Source organism: Nonomuraea sp. NPDC050643 (assembly GCF_040654715.1).
Taxonomy (GTDB): Bacteria; Actinomycetota; Actinomycetes; order Streptosporangiales; family Streptosporangiaceae; genus Nonomuraea.
In genome coordinates this window covers 155,572-169,506 of record NZ_JBFAIM010000003.1, presented here as the reverse complement: position 1 = coordinate 169,506, position 13,935 = coordinate 155,572, and the positions used below count along the sequence as shown (strand labels likewise).

The following is a 13,935-nucleotide window of genomic DNA, read 5'->3' as shown; positions in this document are numbered from 1 at the left end:
CATGATTCAGGTGTTCCTGGTCGACGATCACGAGGTCGTGCGGCGGGGTGTGGCGGCGCTGCTGGAGTCCGAGGACGACATCGAGGTCATCGGGGAGGCGGGCACGGCGGAGTCGGCGATGGCGCGCATCCCCGCGCTCCGGCCCGACGTGGCGGTGCTGGACGTGCGGCTGCCCGACGGCAGCGGCGTGGACGTGTGCCGGGAGGTGCGCTCGCGGGTGCCGGGGCTGGCGTGCCTGATGCTGACCTCGTACGCCGACGACGACGCGTTGTTCGACGCGGTCATGGCCGGGGCGGCCGGCTACGTGCTCAAGCAGATCCACGGCTCCGACCTGGTCGGCGCGGTGCGTACGGTGGCGTCGGGGCGCTCGCTGCTCGACCCGGAGACGACCGCGGCCATGCTGCGGCGGCTGCGCGATCAGGCGGCCAGGAAGGACCCCCTGGCGGCGCTGTCGGAGCAGGAGCGCAACATCCTCGACCTGATCGGCGAGGGCCTGACCAACCGGCAGATCGGCGAGCGCATGTTCCTGGCCGAGAAGACGGTCAAGAACTACGTGTCCAACCTGCTGGCCAAGCTCGACATGCAGCGGCGCACGCAGGCGGCGGCGCTGGCCGCGCGGCTGCGGGCCGATCGCGGCGAATGACGGGACTTTCGGCCCTGAGCAGACCCCGCCGGGCGCGCGATCCTGACGGGCATGCGACTCGACTCGTCCGGACTGCAGGTGCTCACCCGCGAGGAGTGCCTGCGGCTGCTCGCCTCGACGCCCATCGGGCGGATCGTCTTCACCGACCGGGCCCTGCCGGCGGTGCAGCCGGTCACCTTCCACCTCGACGGTGACGCCATCGTCATCCGGACCGGCTCCGGGTCCAAGCTGGCGGCGGCCACGCGGCGGGCGGTGGTGGCGTTCGAGGTGGACGCGTTCGACCCGGGGCCGCGTACGGGGTGGTCGGTGACCGTCGTGGGGCACGCCCGCGCGGTGACCGAGCCCGCCGAGCTGGAGCGCCTGGCCCGGCTGCCGCTCCATCCGTGGGCGCCGGGCGGGCGCGACCACTACATCGTGGTGCGGGCCGAGCAGGTCACCGGGCGCCGGATCACAGGGGGACCGCCCACGTGAGCGCCGTCCCGCCGCCCTCGGCGGGGGCGACGCCGAACGAGCCGCCCAGCCGCTCCGCCCGCTCCTCGAGGTTGCGCAGGCCACTGCGCCGCCCGCCCGCGGGCATCCCGACGCCGTTGTCGCGCACACCGAGCGTCAGCCGGTCGACCGTCAGGTCCACCGACACCTCCGCCCTGGTCGCCTTGGCGTGGCGGACCACGTTGGACAGCGCCTCGCGCAGCACGGCCAGCGCCTGCTCGGCGAGCTCCTCCGGGACCTCGGTGTCGAGCCGGCCCTCCATCCGCAGGCCCGGCCGGGTCGCCGTCCACGCACTGCACGCGCAGGTCCTCGCCGTCGCCGCCCGGCAGCAGGATCCGGACGAGGTCCGCGTCGCCCATCTCCCTGGCCCTGGCCGCCACCAGGCTCAGCACCTCGCCGGTGCCCGCCCCCGACAACAGCCGGGTGGTCACCTCGGACGACGCCTGCAGCCAGGTCTCGCGCGGTGGCCAGCGCGATCACGATGGCCTCGTCCTCCTCGTCGAACTCCCCGCCGCCGCGCTTCTCGGTCAGGTAGAGGTTGCCGAACACCTCGTCGCGCACCCTGATCGGCACCCCGAGGAACGTGCCCATCGGCGGATGCCCCGGCGGGAAGCCGTAGGACTCGGGATGGTCGGCGATGCGGCCGAGCCGCAGCGGCCGCGCGTCCTTGATCAGCAGCCCGAGCAGCCCCAGCCCGTGCGGCCAGTGCTCGATCCTGGCGATCTCCTCGTCGGTGAGCCCCACGGGGATGAACTGGAGAAGCGTGCGCCCCTGCCCCACCACCCCGAGCGCGCCGTAGCTCGCGTCCACGAGCCTGGTGGCGGTCTCGACGATGCGGCGCAGCACGGTCTCCAGATCGAGGTCGCTGCCCACGGACACGACCGCCTCGAGCAGGGCGTGCACCCGGTCCCGGGTGGCCAGCACGGCGTCGAACCGGACCTGGAGCTCGGCCAGCAGCTCATCGAGCCGTGTGTGCGGCAGCAACGGACGCCGCTCTCGCTCCACCATGCGCTCAGTGTCGCACGGGGTACGTCCGCGTGATCGCCACCAGGTCACCGTCCTCCCGGGTGGCCGCCACCAGCCCAGGAGGCCGGGGCACGAACCCGGGCACCGCCGCGAACCCGTCGGTCTCGGAGATCGCGGTCACCCGGAACCCCGCCGTACCGGGCACGCGCAGGGTGACCTCGGCGCCGCTCTCCGGGATCCCCCGGAAGCGCACCTCGCCCGGCCAGGTGTTCGCCCGCGTGCCGGAGACGGGCACGGTCACCGGCCGCGCCCCGGCGACCTCGGCGCTCGCCTGCGTGATCGGCTGCTCGACGCGCAGCGTGACGGAACGCGCGCCCTTGCCCGCGACGACCCGCAGCCGGTACGTGTCCCCCGACCGGGACAACACGGACACCTGGGGCCCGGCCGCCCGGACGGCCGGTGCGCCGCCCGCCCACAGGGAGCCGCGGGCGTAGCCGGGAGGCAGGGAGGTGGTGTCGCGGCCGGTGACGTACCGCCTGGTCCAGGCCGGTGGGTCGAGGTCGGCGCTGACCCAGCCGGCGGCCCGGGTGTCGGCGTCCATCACGTACGCCAGGTGCGTGCGCCGCGGGTTCGCCGCGTCGGGCCCGTCCACCGCCAGCCCGGCGGCCACCAGCGCCACCGCGAGCCCGGCGGCGCCCACCGGCACGCCGAGCCACACGGGACGGGACGGCCGCTCCGGCAGCCACAGCTCCACGATCGGCAGCACCGTCAGGAAGAACAGGACCAGCGCCAGCGCGCTCACCCCGCCGAGCGCGAGCCCCATCCCGTCGAACGCCATCGCGGCCAGGGCCGGCAGCAGCGCCGCCGACACGACCGCCCCGGCCGTCACCGCCCCCACCCGCCAGACCACGCCACCCACGACCGCCCGCCGGACCCCGCCACCCGAGACCGCCCGCCGAACCGCGCCACCCGAGACCGCCCGCCGAACCGCGCCACCTGCGACCGCCCGTCCGATCTGGCCATCTACGCTTGCCGGCGAGGCGACGCCGTCCGGGGTCATGTCGCCGCGCGCCCGCGCGGCGACGCCGCGTGGCAGCAGCGCGGCCAGGCCGCCGAGCGCGCACAGCAGCGCGGGCAGCGCGAACATGAACGAGGCGCCCGGCGCGATCTGCGCGCACACCGCGCCCAGCAGGGCGGGCCAGGCCAGCGCGCCGATGGCCAGGGCGGCGGGCCCGACCCTGCGCCGCAGCGCCAGGTACCAGCAAAGCACCGCCAGCCCGGCCAGCACGGCGACCGCCGCGCGGAACGCCTCCGGCCGGTGCAGCAGCCCGCCCATCCCGTTGTAGTCGGGCCGCACCGCCACCAGCAGCTCCCACAGCCCCTGCGCCAGGGCCACCGCCAGGACGACCGGCACCACGCCCGACACCGCGCCGAGCGCGATCCGGCCCAGCCCGGCCACTTCCCGCCTGCGCGCGAGCAGCGCCAGCCCGGCGACCGCCGCGAGCGTGAGCCCGGCCAGCGGCCGGACCAGCGCGTCCGGGTAGGTGACCAGCATCCCGAGCAGCCGGAAATACGTCACGTCGTGATCGGCCGCCAGCGCCGGCAGGTCGGCGCCGCCGAGGTCGCGGGCCAGTGCCAGCATGTTCGTGCCGTGGTGCTGCAGGCTGCCGCGGTCGAGGAAGGCGAGGGAGTCGTCGGCGGTGTGGTAGCGCGAGGACTCCTGGATGTAGGCGAAGTTCAGGCCGGTGAACCCGGCCTTGGTCATCGGCGTGAAGTCGGTGTTGTTCGGCAGCAGCCGGTAGAGCTCGACCATCATCGAGTCACCGCGCGGATGCGGTACGGCCCTGGCGAACGTGCCGACGAGCCCGGCGTTGCCCCGGGAGGTCTCGAACATCAGCGACGGCCCGCTGACCCCGCGCGCCTCCCAGTTGAGCAGCACCCCGCCCTTGCTCCCGAGCGGGTGCTCCCTGACGAACGCCTCGGCGCCGAGCACGCCGTCCTCCTCGCCGTCCGTCATGAGGAACACCAGGTCGTTGCGGAGCCGGGCGTCCTTCAGGGCCCGTACGGTCTCCAGCATGGCCGCGACGGCCGCCGCGTCGTCGGAGGCCCCCGGCCCCATGGAGGCCGAGTCGTAGTGGGCGGCGATCACCACCGTGCCGGTCGGGTCGGTACCCGGCCGGGTGGCCACGATGTTGTGCACCTGCCCGAACGAGGCCAGCCCCGCCGCGGCGTTCGCGCCCACCGCCCGCTGGATCCGCACGTCGAGCCCCGCCTCGCGCAGCCGCCCGGCCAGGTAGTCCCTGGCCTGCTCGCCCGCCCGGCTCCCGATCGGGCGGGGCCGGGTGGCGAACCGCTCCAAGTGGCGCAGGGCCCGCTCGGCGCTGAACTGCGTGGCCGGCGCCGAGGCGGGCAGCGGCTGCATCGTGCTGTTCGCCATGGCGGACAGCACGATCACCCCGGTCAGCGCCAGCAGGGCCGACACCGCCGCGAGGGTCCGGCGGGGGACATCGAACAACTTTCCGGTCATGACCGGGAACGTTAGGTTCGCCGCCCCGGCCGCCGGAATGATGCCCGTGCCCGGATCCGCCTGCGGTTTTCCTCAGCTCCGCTCGCTTTTCCTCAGCTCCGCTCATTGACGCAGCGCAGCACGGGATAGGCGGTGAGCGCGGCGGGGTCGAGGTCGAGGCCGGTGGTGACGTGGAAGGTCACGCTCTCGCCGGGCAGCAGGGTGACGAGCTGGTCGTCGACGGTGGCGGCCGGGTCGAGCCGGTCGGGGAAGATCGCCAGCTCGCGCAGGACGGTCGTGGCGGTGACCGTGACCGCGAGCCCGCCCGGCTCCTTCGCCACGGCGGCGGTGAACTCGGCCGGCGGGTAGCCCATGGCCGGGTCCTCGGCCAGCGCGAACACGGCCCGCTCGCCGCCCAGCTCGGCCGTCAGCACGCGGGCGCCGGCGTCGGCGGGCGGGGTGAGGCGCAGCGTGGCGCGGGCGGGCACCGCGACCGGCTCGCCCCTGGCCGCGAGGACCCGGCCCGACAGGTCGCGCGCGGCCAGCCCGAGCGTGCCGGCCCACTCCTCGTCCGTGTCGTTGACCAGGACGATCTCCGTGCCCTGCCGGGTGATCAGGCGGTCGGCGAAGGAGCGGCGCAGCGCGTACCAGAGGGGTTTCCTGCGGCCCGCGCCGTCCACGGCGGCCCAGGAGGTCACCGGCCAGCAGTCGTTGAGCTGCCACACGATGGTCCCCATGCAGTACGGCATCAGCGACCGGAACCGCTCCACCCCGAACGCCATCGCCCGCGCCTGGTTGAGCTGCGTGTAGTAGTGCCAGTCGTCGAAGCCCTCCGGCCGGGGCAGGTGCTCGCCCAGGCCGCGCAGCAGCTTGGCCTGCCCGTCGTCGGCCTTCTGGTGCGAGGAGTCCGGCGTCAGTGGCTCATCGGAGGAGGCCGCGCGCAGGGTGGCGTAGGCCGGCGGGCCCTGGAAGCCGAACTCGGCCACGAAGCGCGGCGTGTGGTCGGCGTAGTGCGTGTAGTCCAGGCGGTTCCACACGTCCCAGAGGTGGACGGTGCCGGTCGAGGGGTCGCGCACGTCCCGGTCGGGAGCCCCCGAGTAGGGGCTGCCCGGCCAGTACGGCCGCGTCGGGTCCAGCTCGGCCACGATGCCCGGCAGCAGGTCGAAGTAGAACCCGGCGCCCCAGCTCCGCTCCCCCAGCGGCTCGCGCCAGTCCCAGTGCTGGTGGCCTTCGATGCTCTCGTTGTTGCCGCACCACAGCACCAGGCTCGGGTGGGCGGCCAGCCGCGCCACGTTGTCACGCGCCTCGGCCTCGACCTCGGAGCGGAACGGCTCCTCCTCCGGGTAGGCCGAGCAGGCGAACGGGAAGTCCTGCCAGATCAGCAGGCCCATGCGGTCGGCCAGGGTGTAGAAGTCCTCTGACTCGTAGACGCCGCCGCCCCACACCCGCAGCGCGTTCGCTCCGGTGGCGGTGGCCTGGGCGAAGCGCTCGGCCAGGCGCTCCGGGGTGACCCTGGCGGGGAAGCAGTCGTCGGGGATCCAGTTGTAGCCGCGCACGAACACCGGCCGGCCGTTGACGATCAGGCGGAAGGCGTCGTCGTCCAGCTCGACCGTGCGGAAGCCGATCTCGCGCCGCCACTGGTCGGAGCCGGCGCGGACGGTGAGCGGGTAGAGGGGCTGGGCGCCGTGGCCGCGCGGCCACCACCGCCGGGCGTGCGGCACGTCCAGGCGCAGCACGGTCTCGCTCTCGCCCTGCTGGAGCTTGGCCTCGACGCGCACGCCGGCCACGTCGGCGGTGACCGTCACCGGCGCGTCACCGGTGCGCTCCACGCGTACGTGCACGTCCACGCCGTCGCCGCGCACCAGCGGGCGCACCTCGGCCAGGCGCGCGCCCGACCAGGCGTGCAGGCCGATGGGCCGCCAGATGCCGCTGGTCACCAGCGTAGGGCCCCAGTCCCAGCCGAAGTTGCAGGCCATCTTCCTGATGAACGGGTACGGCTCGGCGTAGGGCCCCGGCCGCTCGCCGTGCCGCGCCTGCTGCTCCTCGGCGTAGGCGTACGGCGCCCCGAACCGCACCTCGAGCGTGTTGGCGCCCTCGCGCAGCAGCTCGCGCACCGCGAACCGGTGGCGGCGATGCATGTTGGCGGCCCTGCCGACCTCCTGGCCGTTCACCGACACGGTCGCGACCGTGTCGAGCCCCTCACACACGAGGTCCACGCGCTCGTGGCCGTCCTCGTGCCAGTCGAGAACGGTCTCGTAGACCCAGTCGGTCCGGCCGATCCAGCCGAGCCCGGTCTCGTTGTCGTCGCGGTAAGGGTCCTCGATCAGGCCCGCCGCGAGCAGATCGGTGTGCACGGCGCCCGGCACAGTGGCCGACACAGTGGCCGGCACAGTGGCCGGCACAGTGGCCGGGATCGTGGGGTGACCGGTGACCGAGCTGAGGGTCCAGCCGTCGTGCAGCGGACGGTACACGTCATTCTCCCTAGTGAACCGACTAAGATCACCGGACTTTACGTCTGGTGCGTACCAGCGTCAACCGGTGATTAACCGTTGAAGTAAAATGGATAAATCTCAAATAGCAATACAATTTGTCTTGATTAATAAGACATGCCCTAAAGTCGGACAGCATGACACCTTGGGAGATGGTCGCGGTGCTCGCGGCCGGCGTCGCGGGCGGGGCCATCAACACCGTCGTCGGATCAGGGTCCCTGATCACGTTTCCGACCCTGCTGGCCGTGGGCCTGCCGCCGATCACCGCCAACGTCTCCAACAACATCGGCCTGGTGCCCGGCGGGCTGACCGGGGTCATGGGCTACCGGCCGGAGCTGAAGGGCCAGCGCGGCCGCCTGCTCCGGCTGGCCCCCGCGTCCGTGGCGGGCGCGCTGACCGGCGGGCTGCTGCTGCTCAACCTGCCGGAGGCCACGTTCACGGTGGTCGTCACCGTGCTCATCGCGCTGTCCTGCGCCCTGGTCCTGATCCAGCCCAGGCTCAGCCGTCTGCTGGCGACCCGCCCCGGGCGTCCCCACGGCGGCCCGTGGCTGTGGCTGGGGGCGCTGGCGGCGGGCGCGTACGGCGGCTACTTCGGCGCCGGCCAGGGCATCCTGCTCCTCGGCCTGATGGGCATCCTGCTCACCGAGGAGTTGCAGCGGCTCAACGCGGCCAAGAACGTGCTCGTGGTGCTGGTCAACGGCACGGCCGCCATCCTGTACGCGCTCGTCGCCGACGTCGACTGGCTCGCGGTGCTGCTGGTGGCGCTGGGCTCGATGGCCGGCGGCTTCCTGGGCGCCCGGCTGGGCCGCAGACTGCCCGCCCCGGTCCTGCGCGGGGTGATCGTCTGCATCGGCGTCGTGGCCATCGTCAAGCTCCTGACCGATTAGAGGCATTTGCACTACAAATGAAAATCGTTACCATTGTCGGTCATGCGCCTAGATCGTCGTACCTTCCTGTCCGCTGCCGCCGCCGCGGCCCTGGCCGGCTGCGCCGCGCGGCCCACGAGCGGCGCCGCGTCCTCGCGGCCCAGGAGGGGCGGCAGGCTACGGGCGGTGTTCGCGGGCGGCGGCGCCCAGGAGAGCCTGGACCCGCATCTGGCCAACCTGTTCCTGGAGGCGTCGCGCTCCAAGGCGATGTTCGACAAGCTCGCCGACTACGGGACCGACGTGTCGATCGTGCCGCGGCTGGCCTCCGGCTGGGAGTCCGACGCCGAGCTCAGCACGTGGCGGGTCACGCTGCGCGAGGCCGCCTTCCATGACGGCAGGCCGGTCCGCGCCGCCGACGTCCTGCACAGCTACGCCCGCATCGCCGACGAGAAGCGCACCTTCCGCGCCAAGGCCAACCTCGCCCTGATCGACCTCGGGAACAGCCGCGCCCGCGGCGACCGGACGGTGGAGTTCCGGCTGAAGCGGCCCTACGCCGAGTTCCCGAACGTGCTGGCCGCGTTCGGGGCCTACATCGTGCCGGAGGGGGCCGAGGAGTTCAGCCGCCCGGTCGGGTCGGGGCCGTTCGCGTTCGGGTCGTTCCGGCCAGGGCGTTCGCTGCTGCTCAAGCGCAACCCCCACTACTGGGACGGCGCCCCTTACGTGGACGAGCTCGAATACCTCATCGCGGGCGAGGAGTCGGCCCGGGTGAACGCCGTGCTCGGCGGGCAGGCCGACTACGCGCACGACCTGACGCCCGCCACCGCCCGCACCCACCAGGGCGGCGGCCGGATGTCGATCGTCCGGCTGAGCAACAGCGGCATGCAGGCGTTCGCGATGAAGGTCGACCGGCCGCCCTTCGACGACGCGCGGCTGCGTCAGGCCATGTTCCTGCTGGCCGACCGGTCCCAGATGATCGACAGCGTGCTGTCGGGGGCGGGGCAGGTGGGCAACGACCTGTTCGGCAAGGACTACCTCTACTACGCCGACGGCATCCCGCAGCGCACCCCCGACCTGGAGCGGGCCAGGTGGCTGATCGACAAGGCCGGGGCCAAGGGGATGCGGATCCGGCTCGACACCTCGGCCGCGGCCAGCGGATTCCTGGAGGCGGCCGGCGTCTTCGCCGACCAGGCCAGGCAGGCGGGGCTGGAGATGAGCGCGAAGGTCGGCAACAAGGACACGTACTGGGCCGACGTCCTCAACAGGGGCACGATCTGCTGCTACCGCTCCGGCGCCATGCCCATCGAGACGCACATCTCACAGCGGCTGCTCACCCACTCCACCACGAACGCCACCAAATGGGCCCGCCCCGAGTTCGACGCCCTCTACGACCAGGCCATCGCCAGCCCCGACGAGGCCAAGCGGCGCGAGATCTACCTGGAGCTGCAGCGCACGCTGCACACCGAGGGCGGCTTCCTCATCTGGGGCTTCGCCGACTGGCTGCTCGGCACCTCGCCCAGGCTGGGCGGCGTGGCCAACGCGCCCGCCAACACGCTCGACTGGGCGCGCTTCGACAAGGTGTGGCTCGGGTGAGCCTGGCCCGCTACGCGCTGCGCCGGCTGCTGCTCGGCGCCGCGCAGGTGGTGGCGGTGGCGACGCTGGTGTTCGTCCTGACCGAGGCGCTGCCCGGTGACGCCGCCGTCGTGCTGGCCGGGGACATCCCCGACGAGGAGCGCATCGCCCGGCTCCGCCACACCCTCGAACTGGACCGGCCGGCCGTGGAGCGGTGGGCGGCGTGGCTGACCGGGCTCGTCCGCGGCGATCTCGGGCTCTCGCTGGTGTCCGGCCGTCCCGTGGCCGGCGTGCTCGCCGACGGCCTGCCGCCGACGCTCGTGCTGGCCGGGATCACGCTGCTGCTGCTCGTGCCCGTCGCGGTGGGCGTCGGGGTGCTCGCCGCCGTACGGCAGGGCGGCCCGCTCGACCGGACGCTGACCACCGTCACCGTCGGGCTCTACTCGATCCCGGAGTTCGCGCTGGGCGTGGTGCTGGTCGCGCTGTTCGCGGTGCGGCTCGGCTGGTTCCCGCCGACGGCCGTCGGCGCGCCCCCGAACCTGCTCGAGCAGCCCGCCCTGCTGGTGCTGCCGGTGCTGGTGCTGCTGGCCCGGCCCGTGTGCTCGATCAGCCGGCTGGTGCGCGCCGGCATGATCGACGCGCTCGCCTCCGGGTACGCCGCCCACGCCCGCCGCCTGGGCCTGTCCCCCTGGCGGGTACGCCTCGCGCACGCCCTGCCCAACGCCCTCGCCCCCGGCGCGCAACAGCTCGCCAGGACTACGGACTGGCTGCTGGGCGGCGTGATCGTGGTCGAGTCGGTGTTCGTGATCCCCGGGCTCGGCACGTTGCTGAACGACTCCGTGGCGGCCAGGGACGTCCCGGTGATCCAGGCACTGTGCGTGGTGTTTTCCGCCACGACGGTGGCCGTCAATCTGGCCGCCGACCTGGGGGCGTACCGGGCGGTCCCGGCGGGTGCGCGATGAGGGCGCGCCGGGGTGCCGGAGTGGTGCTGCTGGCCGTGCCGCTGGGGCTGGCGCTGCTGGGGCCGTGGCTGGCGGGCGCGCCCGAGCCGCGCGGGGTCTCCTTCGCGGCCGTGCCGCCGCTGGGCACGGACTTCGTGGGGCGGGACGTGTGGGAGCAGGTGCTGCTCGGCGGGCGGTCCGTGGTGTCGGTGGCGATGCTGGCGACGTCGCTGGCGTACGCGGCCGGGGTGCCGATCGGCATGGCGGCGGCGCTGGCCGGGCGGCGGTGGGTGGACGAGGTGCTGATGCGCCCGCTCGACCTGCTGCTGGCGATCCCGTCCCTGCTGCTGCTCATCCTGCTGGCCGCGCTGTTCTCACCGGGGCCCGCCGCGCTGGTGGTGATCGTGGCGCTGATCGGGCTGCCCGAAGTGGTGCGGATCTCCAGGGCGGCGGCGCTGGAGGCGGCGGGGAGCACGGCGATGGAGGCGCTGCGGCTGCAGGGCGAGACGTGGTGGCGGCGCGCCGTCGGCTACACGGGCCGCTCGATGCTCACCACGCTTGTGGCCGACGTCGGCGTACGCCTGGTCGGGGCGCTCTACCTGGTGGCCTCGGCCAGTTTCCTCGGCGTCGGCCTGGCGCCGGACGCCGGCGACTGGGCCGTGATGGTCGATCGCAACAGGGGCGGGATGTTCCTGCAGCCGTGGGCGGTGCTGGTGCCGGCGCTGCTGATCGTGGCCCTGTCGGTGGGGCTGAACCTGACGTTCGACCGGGCGGTGCGCAGGCCGTGATCCTCAAGGTGTCGGAGTTGCGCGCGGAGGCGGGCGGTCGCGCGCTGGTGGACGGGGTGTCGCTGGAGCTGGCCGCCGGTGAGGTGCTCGCGCTGGTGGGAGCCTCGGGCAGCGGCAAGACCACGACCGGGCTGGCGCTGCTCGGCGAGCACGCGCCTGGGGTGCGGATCACCGGCGACATCCGGATCGCGCCCGGTGCCGTCGCCTACGTCCCGCAGCACCCGTCCAGCGTGCTCAACCCGGCACGCCGGGTGGGCGGCGTGCTCAGGGAGATCGCGCGAAGAAGCGGAGAAAGGGCCGGGCAGGCGCGGGAAGGGGGCGAGGCCGGGCGGGTACGGGCCGGGGAGGTCGAGAGAAGGGTGCGGGAGGCGGCGGGGCGGGCGCGGTTGCCCCTGGAGTTGCTCGGGCGTTATCCGCACCAGCTCTCCGGCGGCCAGCAGCAGCGGGTCGTGCTGGCCCAGGCGCTGCTGCTCGACCCGGTGCTGATCGTCGCCGACGAGCCGACCACCGGGCAGGACGGCCTCATCCGCGCCGAGGTCGTCGAGGAACTGCGCGGGCTGCGCGCACAGGGCATCGCGCTGGTGCTGCTCAGCCACGACCTGGCCATGGTGCGCGCGCTGGCCGACCACGTGGCGGTGCTGCACGCGGGCCGCGTCGTCGAGTCGGGCCCGGCCGCCACCGTCCTGAACGAGCCGCGCCACGACTACACCACACGCCTCCTGGCCACCCGCCTCACCCCCAGGACGTCCACCGGAGCCACCGCGCCGCTCCTCCTGGAGGTGCGCGGCCTGGTGGCCGGGCATCGGCGCGCCCCCGTGCTGAACGGAGTGAGCCTGGGCGCCGCCGCCGGGGAGTGCGTGGCCGTGACGGGCAGGTCGGGCAGCGGCAAGACCACCCTCGCCCGCTGCGTCGCCGGGCTGCACCGGGCCTCCTCCGGCACGGTCACCCTGGACGGCCGCCCGCTCCCGGGCCACCTGCCCACCCGGGCCCGCGACGTCCAGTACGTCTTCCAGGACGCCAGGGCCTCCTTCGACCCGTACCGGGGGATGGCGGCCCAGGTCGCCCGCACCGCCGTACGGCTGCGCGGAGTCAGCCCCGGTGCGGCGGCCGCGAAGGCGCGGGACCTGCTGGAGCGCGTCGGCCTGGACGAGCGCACGGCGGGATGCCGGCCGTCGGCGCTGTCGGGCGGCGAGCTCCAGCGGGCCGCGCTCGCCCGCGCGCTGCTCGCCGAGCCGAAGGTGCTCATCTGCGACGAGATCACCTCCGGCCTGGACGCGCTCGTCCAGGCCGCCATCCTCGACCTGCTCGACGAGCTGCGCCGCGACCTCGGGCTCATCCTGCTGCTCATCAGCCACGACACGGACGTGGTGGCCAGGCTGGCCGACCGCGTGCTGGAGCTCGACGGCGGCCGGACCAGATCGGAGAACCCCTCGTGAACCCCTACACCGTCGTGCCCGCCGAGCCCTGCCACGTGGAGGGCGCGCGGAAGGTCATGCTCGACACGTTCTACCGCGACTTCGGCTACGGCTACCGGCCCGCGTGGCACTGGGACGTGGTGGACCTGGAGGGCACGTACCTGCGGCCCGCCGGGCACACACTGGTGGTCGCCGTGCGCGGGGAGGAGGTGGTCGGCACCACGGCCGTACGCGCGGGCGGCCCGAAGAGCCCGCCGCACCCCGGCTGGCTGAGCAGGCTCTACCCGGACGCCACGACGGCGCAGCTCTTCCGCGTGTACGTGGCCCCGTCCCACCGCCGGCACGGCCTGGCCCGCGAGATGGTCCGCCAGGCCACCCGCTTCGTCGCCGGCCACGGCGGCTACCGCGCCCTCTACCTGCACACCGACACCCGCGTACCGGGTGCGGAGGCGTTCTGGCGGGCGCTGGGCGAGCCCGTGTTCGACGCCCGCGACGGCGACCCGGAGCACTTCCAGACCGTGCACTTCGAGATCGCCCTGTAGCCGCCTCACCCGGTCAGCCCCAGCAGGAACGCGACCGGTACGCACGCGACGGCCAGCCCCACGGCCCACCATCGGGGCGCGGGGCCGTCCTTCAGCACGGTGACGCCGAGCGGCACCAGGGCGATCGCGAGCCCTGCCAGGGCGACCAGCGAGGCCGGGTCCGTGCTGCCCTTGAGCACGCCCAGCGGCAGCCCGGCCGCCAGCCCCAGGCACACGCTCCTGAACAGGCCCAGCGCGCCGCCCCGGTAGGCGCCGACGGCCAGCACGATCCAGCCGGCCATGATGCACACGTTGACGGCCTTGAACACGTGGAACGCGCCGTAGGTGTCGGCCACCACCCGCTGCGCCGCCGCCGGCCCGAGGGCGTCCACGAGTTGGAAGGCCAGATGGCTCACCCCGGCGTGGAACACCCGCCCGAACAGCCCGAGCAGCACCAGCGTGGCGCCCCACTGGGCCCAGCCGGGCCGCGCCCGGCGGGCCAGGGCGGTCACCGCGGGCCACAGGAGCACGAGGCCGGCGGCGTACAGGCCGTAGGACAGGGCCAGGCGCCCTGGTTGGGCGGCGTAGGCGGCGAGCTGGCCGGGGAAGAAGTCGTCATCACCCATCCGCGTCAGCACCCCGCCGGCGAGCAGCAGCGGCCCGAGCACCAGTCCGGTGCCCTCGATCCAGCGTCCGGGAATCTCCGTCGTCATGAGGATCATCCAAGTCGCGGCCGGCCTCG

General features: G+C 73.9%; 11 protein-coding genes and 1 pseudogene. 8 read left to right on the top strand and 4 right to left on the bottom strand.

Annotated elements, in window-relative coordinates; all coding sequences use genetic code 11:
* Nucleotide 1: 1 nt before the first annotated feature.
* Together AB0I15_RS04970 and AB0I15_RS04965 are read left to right on the top strand one after the other, a co-directional pair.
* Complete coding sequence (locus AB0I15_RS04970) at nucleotides 2-643, top strand: response regulator transcription factor (protein WP_358090282.1); 642 nt, start codon at nucleotides 2-4, stop codon at nucleotides 641-643.
* Between the two features lie 51 nt (nucleotides 644-694).
* Nucleotides 695-1,114 (top strand): pyridoxamine 5'-phosphate oxidase family protein, encoded by a 420-nt coding sequence (locus tag AB0I15_RS04965; protein ID WP_358090279.1) that lies wholly within the window; start codon nucleotides 695-697, stop codon nucleotides 1,112-1,114.
* Here the strand turns inward: AB0I15_RS04965 and AB0I15_RS04960 are convergent.
* The 3 genes and pseudogenes from AB0I15_RS04960 to AB0I15_RS04950 all read right to left on the bottom strand — a co-directional run bounded on the left by AB0I15_RS04960 (nucleotide 1,092) and on the right by AB0I15_RS04950 (nucleotide 7,075).
* Nucleotides 1,092-2,140 (bottom strand): annotated as a pseudogene (locus AB0I15_RS04960) (GAF domain-containing protein). The gene AB0I15_RS04965 and the pseudogene AB0I15_RS04960 sit on opposite strands and share 23 nt — an antisense overlap.
* A gap of 4 nt (nucleotides 2,141-2,144) precedes the next feature.
* On the bottom strand, nucleotides 2,145-4,625 hold the full coding sequence (locus AB0I15_RS04955) for a M20/M25/M40 family metallo-hydrolase (RefSeq protein WP_358090276.1): 2,481 nt from the start codon (nucleotides 4,623-4,625) through the stop codon (nucleotides 2,145-2,147).
* Nucleotides 4,626-4,717: 92 nt separating this feature from the next.
* On the bottom strand, nucleotides 4,718-7,075 hold the full coding sequence (locus tag AB0I15_RS04950) for a glycoside hydrolase family 2 TIM barrel-domain containing protein (RefSeq protein ID WP_358090274.1): 2,358 nt from the start codon (nucleotides 7,073-7,075) through the stop codon (nucleotides 4,718-4,720).
* 155 nt (nucleotides 7,076-7,230) lie between these two features.
* On the opposite strand from AB0I15_RS04950, the gene AB0I15_RS04945 reads away from it, so the two are divergent.
* The 6 genes from AB0I15_RS04945 to AB0I15_RS04920 are packed head-to-tail and all read left to right on the top strand — an operon-like array spanning nucleotide 7,231 to nucleotide 13,214.
* Nucleotides 7,231-7,980 (top strand): sulfite exporter TauE/SafE family protein, encoded by a 750-nt coding sequence (locus tag AB0I15_RS04945; protein WP_358090271.1) that lies wholly within the window; start codon nucleotides 7,231-7,233, stop codon nucleotides 7,978-7,980.
* 42 nt (nucleotides 7,981-8,022) lie between these two features.
* Nucleotides 8,023-9,549, top strand: a complete 1,527-nt coding sequence (locus AB0I15_RS04940) for an ABC transporter substrate-binding protein (protein ID WP_358090268.1) — start codon at nucleotides 8,023-8,025, stop codon at nucleotides 9,547-9,549.
* Nucleotides 9,546-10,490, top strand: a complete 945-nt coding sequence (locus AB0I15_RS04935) for an ABC transporter permease (RefSeq protein WP_358090265.1) — start codon at nucleotides 9,546-9,548, stop codon at nucleotides 10,488-10,490. Before AB0I15_RS04940 ends, AB0I15_RS04935 begins: the two co-directional genes overlap by 4 nt.
* Nucleotides 10,487-11,257 carry an ABC transporter permease subunit gene (locus AB0I15_RS04930; RefSeq protein WP_358090262.1) on the top strand — a complete coding sequence of 257 codons (771 nt, stop codon included), beginning with the start codon at nucleotides 10,487-10,489 and terminating at the stop codon, nucleotides 11,255-11,257. The genes AB0I15_RS04935 and AB0I15_RS04930 overlap by 4 nt, the downstream gene beginning before the upstream one ends.
* A complete protein-coding gene (locus AB0I15_RS04925; RefSeq protein WP_358090259.1) occupies nucleotides 11,254-12,693 on the top strand; it encodes an ATP-binding cassette domain-containing protein in 1,440 nt (479 codons plus the stop codon). Before AB0I15_RS04930 ends, AB0I15_RS04925 begins: the two co-directional genes overlap by 4 nt.
* Complete coding sequence (locus AB0I15_RS04920; protein ID WP_358090256.1) at nucleotides 12,690-13,214, top strand: GNAT family N-acetyltransferase; 525 nt, start codon at nucleotides 12,690-12,692, stop codon at nucleotides 13,212-13,214. Before AB0I15_RS04925 ends, AB0I15_RS04920 begins: the two co-directional genes overlap by 4 nt.
* A 5-nt stretch (nucleotides 13,215-13,219) precedes the next feature.
* Here the strand turns inward: AB0I15_RS04920 and AB0I15_RS04915 are convergent, their stop codons facing one another.
* A complete protein-coding gene (locus AB0I15_RS04915) occupies nucleotides 13,220-13,906 on the bottom strand; it encodes a hypothetical protein (RefSeq protein WP_358090254.1) in 687 nt (228 codons plus the stop codon).
* Between the last annotated feature and the right edge of the window lie 29 nt (nucleotides 13,907-13,935).